The sequence below is a fragment of the Geodermatophilus sp. SYSU D01045 genome (genome assembly GCF_054050295.1).
Genome location: NZ_JBJGZB010000006.1, coordinates 106,626 through 126,267 on the forward strand (window position 1 = coordinate 106,626; position 19,642 = coordinate 126,267).

Below are 19,642 nucleotides of genomic sequence, written 5' to 3' on the forward strand. Positions count from 1 at the left end.
TGGTGCAGGGGGTGGCCCTCCTGCAGGGGCCCGTCGCGAGCGAGCGAGCGGTGGGGGGCAGGAGGGTCCTTCTTCAGCGGGTCGTGCGGGGCACGGCCGGGTGGGAACCGGCGGTGACCAGGTCGGCGACCGCCTGCCGCGGGTCGCCGGCGGTGACCAGGCCCTCGCCGACCAGGACGGCGTCGGCGCCGGCGGCCGCGTAGGCGATGAGCTCGCGCGGGCCGCGGACGCCGGACTCGGCGACCTTGACCACGCCCGACGGCAGACCGGGCGCGATCCGCTCGAAGGTGCCGAGGTCGACGTCGAGGGTGGTGAGGTCGCGGGCGTTCACGCCGATCACCGAGGCGCCGGCGGCCAGCGCGCGGTCGGCCTCGGCCTCGGTGTGCACCTCCACCAGCGCGGTCATGCCGAGCGACTCGACCCGCTCGAGCAGGCCCAGCAGCGCGTTCTGCTCGAGCGCCGCGACGATCAGCAGGACGACGTCGGCGCCGTGGGCGCGGGCCTCGTGCACCTGGTAGCTGCTGACCACGAAGTCCTTGCACAGCACCGGCACGTCGACGGCGGCGCGGACGGCGGCCAGGTCGGCGTGCGAGCCGCCGAAGCGGCGCCGCTCGGTGAGGACGCTGATCACCCGCGCACCGCCGGCGGCGTACTGGGCGGCGAGGACGGCGGGGTCGGGGATGTCGGCCAGCGCGCCCTTGCTCGGACTGCGCCGCTTGACCTCCGCGATCACGCCGACGCCGGGCGCGCGCAGCGCGGCCAGGGCGTCGCGGGCGGGGCGGGCGTCGCGGGCGGCGGCCCGCACCTCGGCCAGCGGGGTGGCCGCCTCGCGCGCCGCGACGTCCTCACGGACGCCGGCGACGATGTCGTCGAGGACGGTCACTCCGCCTCCTCGCTGCTGGTCGGCCGGTCCGGTGCCGGTCGGACGGTGGACCCACCCTAGCGACGGCGGCCCGGGGGCCCGGTCGCCGGGTCGCCGGCCGGGTCGTCGGCAGGGTCGGCCGTCGGGTCGTCGCCGCGGTCGAGGGCGCGCCAGGCGTCCAGCGCCCGGTCCTCGTCGGTGCGGGCGCGCGCCGGGGCCGGCGCGGCGGCCACACCGGGCGCCCGCTCGTAGCGGCGGCCCATGGCCGGCCAGCGGTGGCCGCGCACCGCGACCAGCACCCCGGCGGCCAGCGCGACGACGGCGGCGACCAGGCACAGCACCGGCCAGGCGGCCGCGAGGTCGGCGGTGCGCCGCTCCCCCGGCGCCGCGGTCGTGTCCACCCCGCCGGCCAGCACGCGCACGGCCGACCAGGCCAGCGCCGCCCCCGCCAGCGCCACCAGCACCCCGACCGCCACCCGCCCGGCGCCGCGCACGGCGAGGACGGCGACCGCCGCGGCGAGCAGCAGCAGCCCCGCGGCGGGCACCAGCGGCGCCAGCGACGACCCGGTCAGCGCCTCGGTGACCGGCGGCAGCGGCGGCCGCCGGGTGACCGTGACCGTGGCCCAGGTCTGCCCGCCCGCCGACAGCGCCAGGCCGCCGGCGACCGCGCAGCCGGCGAGCGCCGTCCCCAGCTCCCGCCGGGCGTTCACCGCACCTCCCGCATGCCCTCCGCGGTCGCGATCGCCGAGAGCACCGCGCGCGCCTTGTGCCGGGTCTCGGCCTCCTCGGTGGCGGGGTCGCTGTCGGCGACGATCCCGGCACCGGCCTGGACGTACGCCCGGCCCTGGTGGAGCACCGCGGTGCGGATGGCGATCGCCATGTCCAGGTCCCCGCCGGCGTCGACGTAGCCGACCGTGCCCGCGTACAGCGCCCGCCGGGTGGGCTCCAGCGACTCGATGATCTCCATCGCCCGCGGCTTGGGGGCGCCGGAGACCGTGCCGGCCGGGAAGGTGGCGTCGAAGACGTCGAGCGCGTCGCGGCCGGGCGCCACCTCCCCGCCGACGGTGGACACCAGGTGCATGACGTGGCTGTAGTACTCGATCCGCATGAAGTCGGGCACCTCGACGGTGCCGGGCACGCACACCCGGCCCAGGTCGTTGCGCGCGAGGTCGACGAGCATGACGTGCTCGGCGCGCTCCTTGGGGTCGGCGAGCAGCCCCTCGGCCAGCCGCAGGTCCTCCTCCTCGGTGGCGCCGCGCGGGCGGGTGCCGGCCGGCGGGTGGACGACGGCCGAGCTGCCGGTCACGGTCACCAGCGCCTCCGGCGAGGAGCCGACGACGTCGAAGGGCGTCTCCCGGCCGGCGAAGCGCAGCAGGTACATGTACGGCGAGGGGTTGGTGGCCCGCAGCACCCGGTAGAGGTCGAGCGCGTCGACGTCGGTGTCGGTCTCGAACCGCTGGGCCAGCACGACCTGGAACGCGTCGCCGGCGCGGATGTGCTCGCGCACCGTCTCGACCCCGGCCTCGTACTCCCCCGGCGCCATCGTGCTGCGCACCGGCGGCGGCTCGGCGGGGGTGAACGTGGCCACGCCGGGCGGCACGGCCTTGGTGAGGTCGGCGGCCATGGCGTCCAGGCGGGCGACGGCGTCGTCCCAGGCCGTGTCGGCGTCACCGGACCCGGTCAGGGCGTTGGCGATGAGCAGCACGGTGCCGTCGGTGTGGTCGAGGACGGCGAGGTCGGTGACCAGCGCCAGCGACAGCTCGGGCATGCCGAGGTCGTCGGTGGCGGTGACCGGCAGCCGCTCCAGCCGCCGGACGACGTCGTACCCGAGGTAGCCGACCAGCCCGCCGGTCAGCCGCGGCAGGTCCTCCCGGCGCGGCGAGCGCAGCCGGCGGGCCAGCGTGCGGACCGCGGCCAGCGGGTCCCCGGGCAGGTCGTCGGTGAGCCCGGGCAGCGGGTCGCCGAGCCACAGCGTCCGGCCGTCGCGCTCGGTGAGGACCCCGGCGCTGCGCACGCCGACGAAGCTGTAGCGCGACCAGCGCTTGCCCTGCTCGGCCGACTCGAGCAGCACGGTGCCGGGCCGGTTGCCGGCCAGCTTGCGGTAGATGCCGACGGCGGTCTCGCCGTCGGCCAGCAGCCGCCGGGTGACCGGCACGACCGGCTGGTCGAGCGCGGCGAACGCCTCGCGCGAGGGGCTGGTCTCACCGAGCCGCACGGGTGACCTCCAGGTCGCGGTGGAAGCAGCTGCGCTCGCCGGTGTGGCAGGCCGGGCCCTCCTGGTCGACGAGCAGCAGCAGCGCGTCGCCGTCGCAGTCGAGCCGCACGTCGCGGACCCACTGCCGGTGGCCGGAGGTCTCGCCCTTCACCCAGTACTCCTCGCGGCTGCGCGACCAGTAGGTGGCCCGGCCGGTGGTGAGGGTGCGGTGCAGCGCCTCGTCGTCCATCCAGGCGACCATGAGGACCTCGCCGGTGTCGTGCTGCTGCACGACGGCGGCGACCAGGCCGGCCGGGTCGCGGCGCAGCAGCGCGGCGACGGCGGGGTCGAGGGCGGAGTCGACGGCGGGCACGGCGGGCATGCCGGCGATTCTCCCCCGCCGCCGGGACCGGCCGGGTCAGCGGCCCCGCGCGGTCACCCCGCGGACGGTGCCGCGTCCCCGCCGGCGGCCCACCGGCGGACGGCGCCGGCCAGCAGCAGGCCCAGGCCCACGGCCGGGGCGGCGGCGTAGAACAGCACGCCGACGACGAGCACGCCGGTCGGCTCGAAGCCGGCGAGGTCGGCGAGCGAGGTCAGCCGGACCAGCCAGTAGACGGCGAGGGCGAGCTGCACGCCGAAGCCGGCGAGCAGCGTCGTCCACACCGCCCGGCTGCGCCGGTTGAGCACCAGCACCCCCGCGACGACCAGCAGGACCGCCGAGAGCAGCTGGACCGCCGAGAGCGCCGTGACCTCGGTGACCAGGCCGTACAGGTCGTCGTCGGCCCCGGTGCCGGCGTCGGGGATCGCCGCGAAGACGCCGAACGTGCTGGCCAGCAGCAGCACGTAGGCCGAGGACAGCGCGACGACGGCGGCCTGGACGAAGGCGAGGACCGCCGCGGCGACCACCTGCCCCGGCCGGCGCGGCCGCTGCGGCACCGGCGGGCCGTAGGCCGGCCAGTACGGCGCGGCCGGCCAGCCCGGCGCGTACCCCCCGTACACCGGGGGCGGCGTGACGTACGGGGCGGTGGCCGGCGGGCCCGCGTAGGCCACCGGCTCGGTCCCGGCGGCCGGGTCGGCCCAGGGGCTGCCGGGCGAGCTCACAGGGCCGCCGCCAGGGCCCGGCCGGCGACCCGGCCGGAGAAGAGGCAGCCGCCGAGGAAGGTGCCCTCCAGCGACCGGTAGCCGTGCATGCCGCCGCCGCCGAAGCCGGACGCCTCGCCGGCGGCGTACAGGCCGGGGAACGGCTCGCCGCTGGCCCGCAGCACCCGGCCGGACAGGTCGGTCTCCAGCCCGCCGAGGGTCTTGCGGGTGAGCAGGTTGAGCCGGACGGCGATCAGCGGGCCGGCCGCGGGGTCGAGCAGCCGGTGCGGCGGGGCGACCCGGATGAGCTTGTCGCCGAGGTAGCTGCGGGCGCCGCGGACCGCGGTGAGCTGCAGGTCCTTGGTGAACGGGTGGGCGACCTCACGGTCGCGGGCGGTGACCTCGCGCTCCACGGTCTCCAGCGACACCTCGGGCGCGCCGCCGGTGATGCGGTTCATCCCGGTGACCAGCTCGGGCAGCGACGTCGCCGTCACGAAGTCCTCGCCGCGGTCGAGGAAGGCCTGGACGGGGGCCGAGACGCCGGCCCGGACGCGGCCCAGCAGCAGCCGGACGTCCTTCCCGGTGAGGTCGGGGTTCTGCTCGGAGCCCGACAGCGCGAACTCCTTCTCGACGATCTTCTTCGTCGTCACGAACCAGGTGTGCTCGTACCCGGTCTGCCCGATGTGGGCGAGGGTGCCCAGGGTGTCGAAGCCGGGGAACAGCGGGACCGGCAGCCGCTGCCCGGTCGCGTCCAGCCACAGCGAGGAGGGCCCGGGCAGGATCCGGATGCCGTGCCGCGCCCACACCGGGGAGTGGTTGGCGATCCCCTCGGTGTAGTGCCACATGCGGTCACGGTTGATGAGGTTGGCGCCGGCGGCCTCGGTGGCCTGGAGCATGAGCCCGTCCACGTGCGCGGGCACGCCGGACAGCAGCCGCTGCGGCGCGGGGCCCAGCCGGGCCGGCCAGTTCTGCCGCACCAGGTCGTGGTTGCCCCCGATGCCGCCGGAGGTGACGACGACGGCCTGCGCGGCGACCTCGAAGTCCCCGACGGCGGTGCGCGAGCTGGCCTCGCCGCGGGCGACGCCGCTGGGCTCGAGCACCTCGCCGCGGACGCCGGTGACCGCGCCGTCGGTGACGACCAGCGAGGTCACCCGGTGCCGGAAGCGCAGCTCGACCAGCCCGCGCTCGACGGCGGCGCGCACCCGGCGGGCGAACGGCTCGACGATGCCGGGGCCGGTGCCCCAGACGATGTGGAACCGGGGCACGGAGTTGCCGTGGCCGTTGGCGGTGTAGCCGCCGCGCTCGGCCCACCCGACGACGGGGAAGAAGCCGACGCCCTGCTCGCGCAGCCAGGCCCGCTTCTCCCCCGCCGCGAACTCCAGGTACGCCTCGGCCCACTGCCGGGGCCAGTGGTCCTCGGCGCGGTCGAAGGCGGCGGTGCCGAACCAGTCCTGGCGGGCCAGCTCCAGCGAGTCGTGGACCCGGAGGCGGCGCTGCTCGGGCGAGTCGACGAGGAACAGCCCGCCGAAGGACCACCACGCCTGCCCGCCGAAGGACGCCTCCGGCTCCTGCTCGACCAGCACCACCCGCCGGCCGGCGTCGGCCAGCTCGGCGGTGGCCACCAGGCCGGCCAGGCCGGACCCCACCACGACGACGTCTGTGTCGATCACGGCGGGCACGCTAGCGGGCGCGGCCGCCGCGGGGGGTCCGCGCCGGCTGCACCGGGGCCGGTGTCGCCCAGGCGGGACGGGTCCACTCCCGGATCGGGCGGCGCACCGTCAGCGCCAGGCAGCCGACCGGGCCGACGAGCAGCGCCAGCGCCCAGCCGACCGACGAGCCGTCGCCGAGGGCGCCGAAGAGCAGGGCCACGCCGAGCAGCAGGAGCAGCGGCAGCACCGCGGCGACCGTGAGCACCAGCCACCCGCGGCCCCGGCCCAGCCACACCAGCGCCGCCCCGGCGACGGCCAGGAGCGCCGGAACGGCGGAGGCGGCCAGGTACCAGCCCCAGCCCGGGGGCAGGCCGTCCCAGAGCAGCCGGCCGAGGTAGAGGTCCTCGGCGGCGACGAGCAGGCCGAACACGGCGGCGAACGGCGCGGTGAGCGGGCGGCCGGCCGCGGGCGGCGGGGCGGTCCGCCGGACGGCCGACGACCTCGCGGGCGCCGCCCGCGGCGAGCGGCGGGTCGTCGTCCGGCGGGGTGGGGACGACGGCATGCCGCGCAGCGTAGGTCCGTTGCCTGGCCGGACCCCGTCAGCCCGCCCGGCGCCGCCCGGCCAGCCAGGCCGACACCCGGGGGCTGAGCGCCAGGCCGGCCGCGACCAGCGGGCAGACGGCCACGACGAAGGGCGCGGCGCCCACGTCCTCGCCGACCGCGACCGCCGTCGCGACGACGAGGAGGGCGAACCCCAGCGAGGCCACGGCGCCCAGGAGCAGCGGCCACCGGCCCCGGCGGGAGACCAGCCAGACGACGCCGAAGAGCTGGATCACGGGCAGCAGGAGCAGCGCGTAGACCCACCAGTCGCGGACGTCGTCGGACTGCACCCCGCCGAGGACGAAGGGCAGGACGGTGACCAGGGCCAGCGGCAGCACGCCGAGGGCGCCGACCGCCGCGGCGGCGATCGCCGTGCCGGGCATGCGGGAGGGGCTCGTGGAGGACGTGGTCACGCCGCGGAGCCTAGGACCGGCGCCCGCTCAGGCGACGCGCTCGGGCTCCCCCGCCGACGACCGGCGCCACGACGCGTGCAGCCGGGCGTAGGGGCCGACGGCGTCGACCAGGTCGGCGTGCGTGCCGCGCTGCACGACCCGCCCGGCGTCGACGACGAGCACCTCGTCGGCCCGCTCGGCGGTGGACAGCCGGTGCGCGATGGTGAGCGTGGTGCGGCCCTCGGTGAGGCGGTCCAGCGCCAGGGTCAGCCGCCGCTCGGTGGCCGGGTCGACGGCGCTGGTGGCCTCGTCGAGCACCAGCAGGTCGGGGGCGGCCACGTGCGCGCGGGCGATGGCGACCAGCTGCCGCTCCCCCGCCGACAGCGACTCCCCGCGCTGACCCACCGCGGTGGCGACGCCGTCGGCCAGGCCGGCCAGCCAGTCGCCGAGGCCGAGCTCGGCGAAGGCCGCGGTGACCTGCTCGTCGGTGAGGTCGGGGCGGCCGTAGCGGACGTTGTCGGCGACCGTCGCGTCGAACAGGAACCCGTCCTGCGGCACCATGCCGACCCGCCGGCGCAGCGAGGAGAACGCCACGTCGGGCAGCGGCACCCAGCCGGAGGCGTCGGAGCCGAGCAGCACCCGCCCCTCGGTGGGGTCCATGAGCCGGGTGACCAGCTTGGCGAACGTCGTCTTCCCCGATCCGGTCTCCCCGACGACGGCGTAGCGGCGGCGCGGCGCCAGCGCGAGGTCGACGTCGTCGAGGGCCGCCCGCGCGCCCGGGGCGTAGCGGAAGGTGACGTGCTCGAGCCGGACGCCGAGCGGCCCGGCCGGCAGCTCGCGCGCGGTGCCGGTGGCGGCGGGGTCGCGGACATCGGGCTCGGTGTCGAGGACGTCGAGCACCCGGCGGAACCCCGCGATCGCGTTCTGCCCCTCGTTGAGCACCTCGCTGGCGGTCTGCACCGGCGCGACGAACAGCGTGACGAGGAACAGGAACGCGACGAGCGTGCCGGCGCTGACCTGCCCGGCCAGGCCGAGCAGCACGCCGACCACGACGACGGCGGCGTTGGCGACCGCGGCCGCGAACTCGCCGGTGACGAAGACGGCCGCGGTGACCTTCTGCGCGTCGACCTGGGCGCGGTAGTGCCGGCCGATGGCCCGGTCGAGGCGGGCCGCCGTCCGCTCGCGGATGCCGTAGGCGCGCACCGTCGGCGCGCCGACGACGGACTCGGACACGGCGGCGAGGACGTCGCCGACCCGCTCGCGGACCACGCCGTAGGCGACCTGCAGCCGGCGGGCGAACCAGCGGACGGCGAAGGCCAGCGGCAGGAAGCAGACCAGCACCAGCAGGGTCAGCTGCCAGGAGTAGACGGTCATGACGACGGTGGCCACGACCAGCTGGCCGAGGCTGACCACGCCGAGGACGCCGCCCCACTGCATGAACGTGGACAGCTGGTCGACGTCGCTGGTGACGCGGGAGACCAGGGAGCCGCGGCGCTCGCCCTGCTGGTGCAGCACCGACAGGTCGTGCACGTGCCGGAACGCCCGGGCGCGCAGCCCCGCCAGCGCGGTCTCGGTGGTGCGGAACAGCCGGACGTTCATCCGGTAGACCGCCACCCCGGTGACCAGGACGACGACCGCGCAGACCAGCACCAGCGTGCGGACCAGGCCGAGGTCGGGGCCGCCGGGGGCGAGCAGGCCACGGTCGATGACCTGCTGGACGGCGATCGGCACGACCACCCGCCCGGCGGTGGCGACCAGCGCGAGCGCGAACGTGGCCGGCAGCCCGCGGCGGAACTCCGGCATCATCCGCAGCCCGCGGCGCAGCGTGGCGAACGCGCCCTCGCGCCGCCCGGCAGTCACGGCGCTCGTCGGTTCGCTCCTGCGGGGCGCTCCGCTCCTCGCTCGTTCCTCGCTGCGGTGCTCACGCCCCTGTCCGCTCACGCCGCCACCTCCGCCTGCGCGTAGGCGCGGACCAGCGCGGCGTAGCCGGGCACGGTGGCCAGCAGGTCCTCGTGGCTGCCGCGGGCGGTGACCCGGCCGTTCTCCAGCCACACCACCTCGTCGGCGAGGGCGATGGTGGCCTGCCGGTAGGCGACGACGACCACCGTCGAGGGCCGGTCGGCCGAGCGCAGCGCGTCGAGGATGCGCGCCTCGACCGCGGGGTCGACGGCGCTGGTGGCGTCGTCGAGGACGAGCAGCCGGGGGCGGCGGATGACGGCGCGGGCCAGGGCCAGCCGCTGGCGCTGGCCGCCGGACAGGGTGGCGCCGCGCTCGCCGACGCGGGTGTCGAGGCCCTCGGGCAGCCGGTCGACGAAGTCCTCGGCGGCGGCCACGCGCAGCGCCGCGCGCACCTCGTCGTCGCCGTACTCGCCGCCGAGGGTCACGTTGCCGCGGACTGTGTCGTCGAAGAGGAAGGTGCCCTGCGGGACGAACGCGGCCTGGCCGCTGACCTCGCCCTCGCGCAGCCGGCGCAGGTCGACGCCGTCGAGCAGCACCTCGCCGCCGGCCGGGTCCACCAGCCGCACCAGCAGCCCGGCCAGCGTGGACTTGCCCGAGCCGGTCGGCCCGACGACGGCGACCGTGCTGCCGGCCGCGACGTCGAAGGTGACCTGCGACAGCACCGGCTGCGACGCGCCGTCGAAGACGTGGTCGACCGCGCGCAGGCCCAGCCGGGCGCCGCCGTCGCCGGCGGGCGCGGTCTCCGGGCCGTGCGGGGTCTCGCCGGTGGCGTCGAGGACCGGGGTGACCCGGTCGAAGCCGGCGAGCGCGCGCGGGAGGTCGGCGAGCACCCAGCCGATCGCGCGGATGGGCAGCGCGAGCAGGGTGAACAGGTAGGCGATGCTCACCAGGTCGCCGGCGTCGGTGGCGCCGGAGGCGACCCGGCCGGCGCCGACCAGCAGCACGGCGAGCGTGCCCAGGTTGGGCAGCGCCTCCATCAGCGGGTCGAACAGCCCGCGCACCCGGCCGACGGACACCAGCCCGTCGCGCAGCTCCTGCGCCCGCTCGGTGAACCGGGCGCTCTCGACGTCCTCGCGGCCGAGGGTCTTGACCACCAGACCCGCGTCGAAGCTCTCGTGGGCGATCTCGCTGACCTCGGCGCGCAACTGCTGTGCCCGCTGCATCCGCGGGCTCATCACCTGCGAGTAGACGGCGTTGACCACGAAGACCAGCGGGAAGACGACCAGGCCGACCACGGCCAGCAGCGGGTCGGTGGCCACCAGCGCGACGACGGTGATGGCGATCATCACGAGCGTCCCGCAGGCGAAGGGCAGCGGGGAGACGAAGTACCAGGCGGCCTCGACGTCGGAGTTCGCGTTCGACAGCAGCTGCCCGGTGGGGTGGCGCTGGTGCCAGGCCAGCGGCAGCCGCAGGTACTGCGCGGTCACGCGGCGGCGGTAGTCGGCCTGCAGCCGGTAGGCCATCACGCCGGCGAACAGCCGGCGGCCGAGGATGCCGAGGATCTTGAGCACGGAGACGCCGAGGATCACGACGACGGCGAGGGTGAGCGCGCCGGCGGTGGTGTCGCCGTCGGCGAAGGCCGGCAGCACCACCCGGTCGGTGACCCCGCCGATCACGAACGCCGACAGCACGGTCATCGCGGCGTAGAGGCTGCTGGCGAGCAGGGCGAGGGTGAACATCCCGCGCTGCTCGCGGATGGACCGGGCGACGTGGCGCAGTCCCCGCCGGACGACGGCGTCTCGGGCGCGGGGCACGGGTCTCCTCGGGGTTCGCGACCGCACTCCGCGGTCGTTAGTCAGGCTAACCGGCACCACCGACAGGAGCCTGCGGGTTTCCCGGCTGGACGAGATCGGTAACCCGCCGCGGTGACTCCCTCTTCCCGCCCGCTCGCCGCGCGCGAGCGCGCGGCCCTCGCCGACCTCCTCGACGAGCTCGGCCCCGACGCCACGACCTGCTGCGCGGGGTGGACGACGGCGCACCTGGCCGCCCACCTGGTGACCCGCGACCGCCGTCCCGACGCGCTGCCCGGCTACGCGCTGGAGCGCACGCCGGTCGGCGGGCGGCTGCACGCCCACGCGGAGCGGGTCGAGGCCCGGCTGCGCACCTCGACGGCGTACCCCGAGCTGGTGGCGCGGGTGCGGCAGGGCCCGCCGGCGTGGCTGCCGATGGGCTGGCCCGGCGTGTCGGCGCTCGCGGACTCCGCCGAGTTCGCGATCCACCACGAGGACGTGCGGCGGGCGCAGCCCGGCTGGGCGCCGCGCGCGCTCCCGCTGGCCGACGCCGACCGGCTCTGGGGCGCGGCGCAGCTGTTCGCCCGCACGGCGGCCCCGCGGTACCCGGGCGGCCTGGTGCTGCAGCGCAGCGACGTCCCCGGCCCCGGACGGCGGATCCGCGCCGGGTCCGCCCCGACCACGGTCGAGGGCAAGCCGATGGAGGTCCTGCTGTGGGCGACCGGGCGGCGCGACGTCGCCCGGGTGGTCGTGCGGGACGGCGCCCCCGTCGCCTGAGCGAGCCGTGCACGTCCGCGGTCCTGCACCGTGCACGTCCGCGGACGTGCACGCCGCCGGCCCGTCAGGGCAGTGGCGTGTCCGCGGCGGTGCGCACCGGGACGCCGGCCCCGGCCAGCGCGGCCTTGACGTCGGGGATGCGCAGCTGGCCGAAGTGGAAGACGGTGGCCGCGAGCACCGCGTCGGCGCCGGCCTCGACCGCGGGCGGGAAGTGCTCGACCGCACCGGCGCCGCCGCTGGCGATCACCGGGACGGTCACCTCGCGGCGGACCGCGCGGATCAGCTCGGTGTCGAACCCGGCGCGGGTGCCGTCGGCGTCCATCGAGTTGAGCAGCACCTCCCCCACCCCCAGCTGCGCGGCCTGCACCACCCACTCGACGGCGTCCCGGCCGGTGCCGCGGCGCCCGCCGTGCGTGGTGATCTCGAAGCCGGAGTCGGTGGTGGCGCCGTCGCGCACCCGGCGGGCGTCGAGGGAGAGCACGAGCACCTGGTTGCCGAAGCGGTCGGCGATCTCGCTGATCAGCTCCGGCCGGGCGACGGCGGCGGTGTTGACCGCGACCTTGTCCGCGCCGGCCCGCAGCAGCCGGTCGACGTCGTCGGCGCTGCGCACGCCGCCGCCGACGGTGAGCGGGATGAACACGCTCTCGGCGGTGCGCCGGACGACGTCGTAGGTGGTCTCGCGGTCGCCGGAGCTGGCTGTGATGTCGAGGAAGGTGAGCTCGTCGGCGCCCTCGGCGTCGTAGACGCGGGCCATCTCCACCGGGTCGCCGGCGTCGCGCAGGTCGACGAAGTTGACGCCCTTGACCACCCGGCCGGCGTCGACGTCCAGGCACGGGATCACGCGGACGGCGAGACTCATGCGCCCGCCCCCCGGACCGCGTCGGCCTCCACCTCGACCAGCATGTCGGGGTGCAGCAGCGAGGCCACGCCGACCATCGCGGTGGCCGGCCGGACCGCGCCGAAGACCTCGCCGTGCGCGCGCCCGACCTCCTCCCAGCGGGAGGTGTCGGTGACGTACACGCGGGTGCGGACGACGTCGGCGGCGGTCAGGCCCGCGGACTCCAGCGCGGCGACCAGCACGCCGAAGGCGACCCGGGCCTGCGCGCCCGCGTCGCCGGGGTGGACGACCGCGCCGTCGACGGTGGCGGTGCAGCCGCTCACCCAGGCGGAGTCCCCGTACACGACGACCCGGCTGTAGCCGACGACGTCCTCCCAGGGCCCGCCCGAGCCGATCCGCCGCGCGGTCACGACGACGCCTCGCGGGTGACCGCCAGCGCCTCGGGCAGCGTGAACGCGCCGGCGTAGAGCGCCTTGCCGACGATCGCGCCCTCGACGCCGACCGCGGTCAGCCCGGCCAGCGCCCGGATGTCGTCGAGCGAGCTGACCCCACCGGAGGCGACCACCGGCCGGGGCGTGGCGGCGCAGACCTCGCGCAGCAACTCCAGGTTGGGGCCGCGCAGCGTGCCGTCCTTGGTGATGTCGGTGAGCACGTAGCGGGCGCAGCCCTCGGCGTCCAGGCGGGCGAGGGTCTCGTAGAGCTCGCCGCCCTCGCGGGTCCAGCCGCGGGCGGCCAGCCGGGTGCCGCGGACGTCGAGGCCCACGGCGATCCGGTCGCCGTGCTCGGCGATGGCGCGGGCGCACCACTCGGGCGACTCCAGCGCCGCGGTGCCCAGGTTGACCCGGCGGCAGCCGGTGGCCAGCGCCGCGGCCAGCGACGCGTCGTCACGGATGCCGCCGGAGAGCTCCACGTCGACGTCGAGCTCCCCGACGACGCGGGCCAGCAGCTCGCGGTTGCTGCCGCGGCCGAAGGCGGCATCGAGGTCGACCAGGTGCACCCACTCCGCGCCGTCGCGCTGCCACTGCAGGGCGGCGTCGAGGGGGTCGCCGTAGGAGGTCTCGCTGCCGGCCTCCCCCTGGACGAGTCGGACGGCCTGGCCGTCGGCGACGTCGACGGCGGGGAGCAGCTGCAGGGTCGGCACGCTCCCAGCCTAGGGACCGCCTCGCTGTGGCCTGCCTCGCCCAGGGCAGGCTGCGGGCGTGGAGTTCGCCGACGTCGTCCGCAGGCGCCGCATGGTGCGCGACTACGACCCCGACCGGCCGGTGCCCCCGGAGGTGCGCGAGCGGCTGCTCGCGCACGCGATCCGGGCGCCGTCGGCCGGGTTCACCCAGGGCTGGGCGTTCCTGGTGCTGGAGACGGCCGAGGAGCGGGACCTGTTCTGGTCGGTGACCGCCTCCGGTGCCGTCCCCCACCCGCCCGGCCCCGACGCGTGGCTCACCCGGATGCGGCGGGCGCCGCTGCTGGTGGTGCCGCTGTCGTCGAAGGACGCCTACCTCGACCGCTACGCCGAGCCGGACAAGGGCTGGACCGACCGCGACCCCGCCAGTGTCGCTGCCCGCTGGCCGGTCCCCTACTGGGACGTCGACGCCGGGATGGCGGCCCTGATGATGCTGCTGACCGCCGTCGACGAGGGGCTCGGCGCCTGCCTGTTCGGCGTCCCGGCCGAGCGGGTGGACGCCTTCCGGGACGCGTTCGGCATCCCGGGCACCCACCGGCCGGTCGGCGTCGTGTCGGTCGGCTACCCGGGCGGGGACGACCGGCGCTCGCCGTCGCTGCGGCGCGGCCGGCGGGGTGTGGACGAGGTCGTCCACCGCGGCCGCTGGTGACCGGGCTGGTTGACTGCCCGCCCGTGACCTCCTCCTCGCGCGCCGTCCTCGTCACCGGTGGCTCCCGCGGCATCGGCCGCGCGATCGCCCGGGCCTTCGCCGGGCGCGGGGACCGGGTGGCCGTCCACTGGGGCAGCTCGAAGGAGCGCGCCGAGGCCGTCCTCGCCGAGCTGCCCGGCTCCGGCCACGCGCTGGTGCAGGCCGACATGACCGACGCCGACGCCGTGGGCGCGATGGTCGACGCCGCCGCCGAGGCGCTGGGCGGGCTGGACGTGCTGGTCAACAACGCCGGCGTCTTCGTGGCGTCCCCGCCGCTGACCGCCTCCTTCGAGGAGTGGCAGGACGTGTGGGAGCGGACCCTGGCGGTCAACCTGCTCGGCGCCGCGCACGCCACCTTCCGCGCCGTCCCGCACCTGCGGGCCGCCGGCGGCGGCGCGGTGGTGAACGTGTCCAGCCGCGGCGCCTTCCGCGGCGAGCCGGACAACCCGGCCTACGGCGCGTCGAAGGCCGGGATGAACGCCTTCGCGCAGTCGATGGCCCTCGCCTTGGCGCCGCTGGGCATCTCGGTCACCGCCGTGGCGCCGGGCTTCGTGCAGACCGAGATGGCGCGCGAGGTGCTCGACGGCCCCGGCGGCGACGCCGTCCGCGCGCAGTCGCCGTTCGGCCGGGTCGCCCGCCCGGAGGAGGTGGCCTCGGCGGTGCTGTGGCTGGCGTCGCCGGAGGCGCGGTTCAGCGCCGGCACGATCGTCGACGTCAACGGCGCCTCCCACCTGCGCAGCTGACCCCGGTCAGCCGCCGTGGGCCGCGGCCCAGTGCGGGCTGGTGATGAGGCCGAGCAGGTTGCCGAACGGGTCGGCGACCACCGCGGTGGACCAGCCCTCGCCGCGCACGGTGGGCGGGGAGACGACGGTGGCGCCGGCGTCCTCGAGGCGCCGCAGCGCGGCGGGCAGGTCGTCGACGTGCCAGTGGACGACGACGCCGGCCGGCTGCCCGGTGGCCCAGCCGGCGTAGCGGGCGTCCATGATCCCGAGCTCGTCCTCGTCGTCGCCGACGCGGAACTCGACGTAGGCCGGCGGCCCCTCGACCGGCCGGGTGAAGTAGGGCTCGGTGTCCAGCACGCCGGCGTACCAGCGGGCGGCGGCCGGGACGTCGTCGGCGAGCAGGGTCACGGTGGCCAGTCCTCGGAGCACGGGAGGGTCCCTCCGTCAGGGCGGTCCGCCTGCTGCGTCCCGCTGGACCCCATGCTCCGCAGTGACGTGCTCACCTCCTGAGCACTTTCCGCGGCATGCTCGGCAGCGTGCGTGCCGACCGGCTGGTCGCCCTCCTCCTGCTGCTGCAGGCCCGCGGCCGGGTCACCGCCGCGCAGGCCGCCGCCGAGCTGGAGGTGTCGGTCGCGACCGCCCGTCGGGACCTGGCGGCGCTGTCGGCCGCGGGCGTCCCGGTGTACCCGCAGGCCGGCCGGGGCGGCGGGTGGCAGCTGGTCGGCGGGGCGCGCACCGACCTCACCGGCCTGACCGGGCCCGAGGCGCGGGCGCTGTTCCTGCTGCTCGGCCCCGCCACCGCGGCCGGGCCGGACGCCCGGGGCGCGCTGCGCAAGCTGCTGCGGGCGCTGCCGGGCACCTTCCGCGCCGACGCCGCGGCCGCCGCGGAGGCGGTCGTCGTCGACCCGGCGGGCTGGGGCGAGCGGGCCCGGGACCGGCCGGAGGTGGCGCTGCTGCTCGACGCCGTCGTCGCCCGGCGGGTGGTGGAGTTCGACTACGCCGGCCGCGGCGGCACCCCGGCCCGGCGGCGGGCCGAGCCGTGGGGGCTCGTGGACAAGGACGGCACCTGGTACCTGGTCGCCGGCACCGCGGCGGGGCGGCGCACCTTCCGCCTCGACCGCATGGGGTCGCCGGCGGTGACCGGGGAGGTCTTCGCGCGGCCGGCCGACCTGGACCTGCCCGGCGTGTGGGACGAGGTGGTCGGCGCGGTCGAGGACCGGCGGTCCCCCGTCTCGGCGACGGTGCTGGTGGCCGGGCGGCTGGTCCCCGTGCTGCGGGACCGCTTCGGCCGGCACTGCGCCGTCGAGGGCGGCCCGGACGGCGACGGGCGGGTGCGGCTCCGGGTGGCGGCCCACACGGTGCGCTCGGTCGCCGAGCAGCTGGCCGGGTTCGGCGCCGCGGTGGAGGTGGTGGAGCCGGCCGGGGTGCGCGCGGAGCTCGCCGTCATCGGCGCCGAGCTGCTGGCCCGCCACGGCGGCTGAGCGCCCGCTGTCGACCTGCTGCCGCCTCGGCCCGGGCGAGGCGGCAGCAGGTCGACGTGCGGCGCCGGGTCAGCCGAGGTCCGTCGTCGCCCCCACGACGACGAGGTCGGAGCTGTGCGTGCCGGCCGCGTCCACCCCGGGCGGGCGCGGCTCGAAGCCGGGCAGGTCGCCCAGCCCGTCGCTGCCGTCGACCACCCGCAGCCGCAGCGGCCCGCCGCCGTCCACGGTGAACGTCGCCTCCACGCCCTGCGCGGGCGGCGCGTGGAAGGTGATCCACAGCTGGTCCTGTCCCAGCGTCCGCGCCGGGACGTCGCGGGCCTCGACGCGGGCGGCGCTCACCGTCCCGCCGTCGGAGGTCAGGTCGAGCACCACGAGCCGGACCGCGCGCTGCGGCGTGACCCGCACGGTGACCGTCCGCTGCCCGCCGGTGGAGCGGTCGTCGACGACCTCCACCCGCGACGTCGGCAGGTCCGCCACCTCCGCCGGCCCGGCCGCCACCGCCTGCCCGGCGAGGTAGGGGTAGTCGTGCGGCAGCGTCCGCGGGGTGCCGACGTAGCGTGCCGTGTACTCCCCCGGGTCGTCCTCGGTGCTGGCCCACCACGCCTCGCCGGTGTCGGCCTCCAGCGCGTAGACCAGCTGGCTGGGCACCGGGTGCTGCGGGTCGAAGCGGTCCACGGCCAGCCCGACGGCGGTGAGCAGCACGGTCAGGGCCGCCGCGGTGCCGGGCACGGCCAGCGTCCGCAGCCGCGCGGGGTGGGAGGGGAACAGCCCCTCGACCACCGGCAGCAGGGCGAGGGCGAGCACCGTCGCGACCGCCGCGGGCGCGGCCCCGCCGGCCAGGCCGAGCGCCGGGAAGAACAGCGCCACGGTCGGCGCGAGGACGACGACCGCGACCGCCCCCGCCACCAGTGCGCCGGCGAGCCGCGCGCGCCGCGGCAGCAGCCCGGCGAGGACGCCGGCCAGCGCCGGCAGCGCGGCCAGGTACGACCCGCCGGGCGCCACCGCCGCGAGCAGCACCGCGAGGACGGCGAGCAGCGCCAGCGCCCCGGTCCGCAGCGCCGTGGCGCCCACGCGGCGGCGCAGCAGCGCGTACCAGGCGAGCACCACGACCGCGACGAGCGCGACCGCCGCCAGCCGGAACCAACCCGGCTGCCACGGGTCGATCATCGAGGCGTACCCGGGCCGGACCAGCACCAGCAGCCGCCACAGCCCGACGACGGCCAGCGGGGCGAGCACGAGCGGCAGCAGCGCCGCCGCCGTGCCGAGCAGCGTCCGGGGCAGCGCCGAGCCGCGCCGCCGGTCCACCAGCGCCAGGACGGCGACGCCGAGCACTGCCGCGCCCGCCAGCGGCCACACCAGCGCGCCCGGGTACCGCGCCAGCCCGGTGGGCAGCGGGAAGTAGGTCGCGTCGCCGTCACCGGGGCGGGCGAGGTCGGTCAGGTCGGCGTCGCCGAGCTCCCGGGTGAGGGCGAGGGTGTTGTCGCCCAGCGCCTGGAGCGTCCGCTGGTCCAGCCGGGCCGGGGTGTCCTGGGGGGTGTGGTAGCCCGCGTTGCCGTCGATGAAGGCGGTGTTCAGGCCGGTGAAGTCGCCGTCGCCGAGCAGCACGCTGAAGTCGGTGTCGTTGGGCAGCGTGCGGTACACCTCGACGGCGAAGCTGCTCGCCACCGGGTGCGGCACCGCGGCGGCGTACCGCGCGGCCAGCCCGGCGTTGCCCAGCGACGTCTCGAACATGATCGGCGGGCCGGTGGTGCCGCGCGCCTCCAGGTTGAGCACCACCCCGCCCTCGCCCGCCAGCGGGTGGCTGTCGGCGAACGCCTCGGCGCCGCACAGGCAGGCCTCCTCGGCGTCGGTGACCACCACGACGACGTCGTTGCGCAGCGGCTCGCCCTCGCCCAGCGCGCGCACCGTCTCGAGGATCGCGGCCACCCCGGCGGCGTCGTCGCTGGCGCCCGGGCCGGTCTCCACCGAGTCCGAGTGCGCCATGAGGAACAGCCGGCCGGTGCTGTCGGTGCCGGGCAGGACCGCGACGACGTTGCGCACCCGCGCCATCTCCGCCTCCCCGGGACCGGCCTGCCAGGTGCCGACGGCGTTCTGCACGCGGGTGTCCAGGCCCAGGTCGGTGAGCGTGGCGACCAGCCCGTCGACGACGCGCTCGTGCGCCGGGCTGCCCGCGACGTGCACCTGCGCGGCGATCTCCTGCACGTGCGCGAATGCCCGCCCGGCGCTGAACGACGCCGCCGGGGCGTCGGCGGGCGCGGGCGCCGGCGGCCGCAGCGCCAGCACGCTCCAGACGGTCAGCCCGGCCAGCAGGGCCAGGACGACGAGCGGGCCGAGCGGCCCTCCCCGGCGCTCGGGTGCCGGGGCGGGGGTGCGCGACGCGGGCAAGCGGGTCCTCCTCGACCGGATGCGGGACCGGGTCACCCTAGGTGCGCGCGGAGGACACTCCGGGGATGCTGCGCGGTGCGCTCCCCGCTCGTGCCGGGCGCCGGACCGACCTGGGGCTGCTGGCGCTCCTGCTCGTGGCCGGCGGGACCGGGGTGCTCGCCTTCGGCGTCGGGACGCCGCTGCCCTCCCGGCTGGTGGCCGCCGTGCACGGGGCCGCGGGGCTGGGCCTGCTGCTGCTCGTGCCGTGGAAGGCCGTCGTCGTCCGCCGGTCGCGGGCGCGCACCCGCGGCCGCCGCGACCCGACGGCGGCCTGGGGCCTCGCGGTCCTGGTCGGGCTGACCGTCGTGACCGGCGTGCTGCACACCGTCGCCGGGCCGGGCCTGTCCGTGGGCGGGGTGGCGCTGCTGCAGGTGCACGTCGCGACGGCGGTCGGCACCGCGGTGCTGCTGGCCGTGCACGCCGTCGGCAGCCGGCAGCGGCCGCGGCGCAGCGACGCCTCCCGCCGCGCGCTGCTGCGGACCGGCGGCCTGGCCGTCGCCGCGGCCGCGCTGTGGGGCGCGGTCGAGGGGGGCCTGCGGCTCACCGGGGCGCCGGGCGCGCGGCGGCGCGGCACCGGCTCGCACGAGCGCGGCAGCGGCGACCCGGCGGCCATGCCGGTGACGCAGTGGTTCACCGACGCCGTCCCGGACGGCGCCGGCGGGACCGTCGAGCTGGTCGCGCGTGGCCGCACGACCCGGCTGCGCGCCGCCGACCTCGACCGCGGCGACACGGTGACCGCCGTCCTCGACTGCACCGGCGGCTGGTACGCGACGCAGGAGTGGCGGGGCGTCCGGCTGGACCGGCTGCTGGCCGGCGCGGACCTGCCGGAGGACGGCAGCGTCGACGTCGTCAGCGTCACCGGCTACCGGCGGCGGCTGCCGCTGGCCGACGCGGGCGCGCTGCTGCTGGCCACGCACTGCGCGGGCCGGCCGCTGTCGGCCGGGCACGGGGCGCCGCTGCGGCTGGTCGCGCCGGGCCGGCGCGGCTACTGGTGGGTGAAGTGGGTCCGCCGGGTGGAGGTGGTCGACGCCCCGTGGTGGGTGCAGCCGCCCTTCCCCCTGCAGTAGCG

The 19,642-nt window shown here is 77.5% G+C and carries 20 protein-coding genes; 5 read left to right on the plus strand and 15 right to left on the minus strand.

Annotated elements, in window-relative coordinates; genetic code table 11:
* Window positions 1-73 precede the first annotated feature (73 nt).
* The 10 genes from trpC to ACI798_RS07095 form a co-directional block, all read right to left on the minus strand.
* Window positions 74-883, minus strand: coding sequence for an indole-3-glycerol phosphate synthase TrpC (gene trpC, locus ACI798_RS07050; protein ID WP_456940576.1), 810 nt, complete (start codon window positions 881-883; stop codon window positions 74-76).
* Window positions 884-939: 56 nt separating this feature from the next.
* Window positions 940-1,572: a Trp biosynthesis-associated membrane protein gene (locus ACI798_RS07055; RefSeq protein WP_457047559.1), complete on the minus strand. Its 633-nt coding sequence runs from the start codon at window positions 1,570-1,572 to the stop codon at window positions 940-942.
* Window positions 1,569-3,077 carry an anthranilate synthase component I gene (locus ACI798_RS07060; protein WP_457047560.1) on the minus strand — a complete coding sequence of 503 codons (1,509 nt, stop codon included), beginning with the start codon at window positions 3,075-3,077 and terminating at the stop codon, window positions 1,569-1,571. The genes ACI798_RS07055 and ACI798_RS07060 overlap by 4 nt, the downstream gene beginning before the upstream one ends.
* Window positions 3,064-3,438 carry a phosphoribosyl-AMP cyclohydrolase gene (gene hisI, locus ACI798_RS07065; RefSeq protein ID WP_456940573.1) on the minus strand — a complete coding sequence of 125 codons (375 nt, stop codon included), beginning with the start codon at window positions 3,436-3,438 and terminating at the stop codon, window positions 3,064-3,066. Before hisI ends, ACI798_RS07060 begins: the two co-directional genes overlap by 14 nt.
* Before the next feature lie 53 nt (window positions 3,439-3,491).
* On the minus strand, window positions 3,492-4,157 hold the full coding sequence (locus tag ACI798_RS07070) for a hypothetical protein (RefSeq protein ID WP_456940572.1): 666 nt from the start codon (window positions 4,155-4,157) through the stop codon (window positions 3,492-3,494).
* Window positions 4,154-5,806: an FAD-binding dehydrogenase gene (locus ACI798_RS07075; RefSeq protein WP_456940571.1), complete on the minus strand. Its 1,653-nt coding sequence runs from the start codon at window positions 5,804-5,806 to the stop codon at window positions 4,154-4,156. Before ACI798_RS07075 ends, ACI798_RS07070 begins: the two co-directional genes overlap by 4 nt.
* Window positions 5,807-5,816: 10 nt before the next feature.
* Window positions 5,817-6,347, minus strand: a complete 531-nt coding sequence (locus ACI798_RS07080) for a hypothetical protein (protein WP_457047561.1) — start codon at window positions 6,345-6,347, stop codon at window positions 5,817-5,819.
* 37 nt (window positions 6,348-6,384) lie between these two features.
* A complete protein-coding gene (locus ACI798_RS07085; RefSeq protein ID WP_457047562.1) occupies window positions 6,385-6,798 on the minus strand; it encodes a hypothetical protein in 414 nt (137 codons plus the stop codon).
* A gap of 27 nt (window positions 6,799-6,825) precedes the next feature.
* Window positions 6,826-8,637: an ABC transporter ATP-binding protein gene (locus tag ACI798_RS07090; RefSeq protein ID WP_456940568.1), complete on the minus strand. Its 1,812-nt coding sequence runs from the start codon at window positions 8,635-8,637 to the stop codon at window positions 6,826-6,828.
* 77 nt (window positions 8,638-8,714) lie between these two features.
* Window positions 8,715-10,490 (minus strand): ABC transporter ATP-binding protein, encoded by a 1,776-nt coding sequence (locus ACI798_RS07095; protein ID WP_457047563.1) that lies wholly within the window; start codon window positions 10,488-10,490, stop codon window positions 8,715-8,717.
* A 111-nt stretch (window positions 10,491-10,601) separates the two neighbouring features.
* Between ACI798_RS07095 and ACI798_RS07100 the strand changes: the two genes are divergently transcribed.
* The gene (locus ACI798_RS07100; RefSeq protein WP_457047564.1) at window positions 10,602-11,243 is read left to right on the plus strand and encodes a TIGR03085 family metal-binding protein; all 642 of its coding nucleotides are present in this window, start codon (window positions 10,602-10,604) and stop codon (window positions 11,241-11,243) included.
* A gap of 64 nt (window positions 11,244-11,307) precedes the next feature.
* Here ACI798_RS07100 and hisF read toward each other — a convergent pair whose 3' ends face one another.
* The 3 genes from hisF to priA are packed head-to-tail and all read right to left on the minus strand — an operon-like array spanning window position 11,308 to window position 13,222.
* The gene (gene hisF / locus ACI798_RS07105; RefSeq protein ID WP_457047565.1) at window positions 11,308-12,102 is read right to left on the minus strand and encodes an imidazole glycerol phosphate synthase subunit HisF; all 795 of its coding nucleotides are present in this window, start codon (window positions 12,100-12,102) and stop codon (window positions 11,308-11,310) included.
* A complete protein-coding gene (locus tag ACI798_RS07110) occupies window positions 12,099-12,491 on the minus strand; it encodes a RidA family protein (RefSeq protein ID WP_457047566.1) in 393 nt (130 codons plus the stop codon). Before ACI798_RS07110 ends, hisF begins: the two co-directional genes overlap by 4 nt.
* Complete coding sequence (priA, locus tag ACI798_RS07115) at window positions 12,488-13,222, minus strand: bifunctional 1-(5-phosphoribosyl)-5-((5-phosphoribosylamino)methylideneamino)imidazole-4-carboxamide isomerase/phosphoribosylanthranilate isomerase PriA (protein ID WP_456940563.1); 735 nt, start codon at window positions 13,220-13,222, stop codon at window positions 12,488-12,490. The genes ACI798_RS07110 and priA overlap by 4 nt, the downstream gene beginning before the upstream one ends.
* 58 nt (window positions 13,223-13,280) lie before the next feature.
* Here priA and ACI798_RS07120 point away from each other — a divergent pair, with 58 nt between their 5' ends.
* Entirely contained in the window at window positions 13,281-13,907 is a 627-nt protein-coding gene (locus tag ACI798_RS07120; RefSeq protein WP_457047567.1) for a nitroreductase family protein, read from the plus strand.
* Window positions 13,908-13,930: 23 nt separating this feature from the next.
* Window positions 13,931-14,689, plus strand: a complete 759-nt coding sequence (locus ACI798_RS07125) for an SDR family NAD(P)-dependent oxidoreductase (protein WP_457047568.1) — start codon at window positions 13,931-13,933, stop codon at window positions 14,687-14,689.
* Window positions 14,690-14,695: 6 nt separating this feature from the next.
* On the opposite strand, the gene ACI798_RS07130 is transcribed toward ACI798_RS07125, so the two are convergent.
* Window positions 14,696-15,097: a VOC family protein gene (locus ACI798_RS07130; protein ID WP_456940560.1), complete on the minus strand. Its 402-nt coding sequence runs from the start codon at window positions 15,095-15,097 to the stop codon at window positions 14,696-14,698.
* A 95-nt stretch (window positions 15,098-15,192) separates the two neighbouring features.
* Between ACI798_RS07130 and ACI798_RS07135 the strand changes: the two genes are divergently transcribed.
* A complete protein-coding gene (locus tag ACI798_RS07135; RefSeq protein ID WP_457047569.1) occupies window positions 15,193-16,149 on the plus strand; it encodes a helix-turn-helix transcriptional regulator in 957 nt (318 codons plus the stop codon).
* Window positions 16,150-16,218: 69 nt separating this feature from the next.
* On the opposite strand, the gene ACI798_RS07140 is transcribed toward ACI798_RS07135, so the two are convergent.
* Window positions 16,219-18,534 carry a M20/M25/M40 family metallo-hydrolase gene (locus ACI798_RS07140; protein WP_457047570.1) on the minus strand — a complete coding sequence of 772 codons (2,316 nt, stop codon included), beginning with the start codon at window positions 18,532-18,534 and terminating at the stop codon, window positions 16,219-16,221.
* 65 nt (window positions 18,535-18,599) lie between these two features.
* Between ACI798_RS07140 and ACI798_RS07145 the strand changes: the two genes are divergently transcribed.
* A complete protein-coding gene (locus tag ACI798_RS07145; protein WP_457047571.1) occupies window positions 18,600-19,640 on the plus strand; it encodes a molybdopterin-dependent oxidoreductase in 1,041 nt (346 codons plus the stop codon).
* Window positions 19,641-19,642 lie beyond the last annotated feature (2 nt).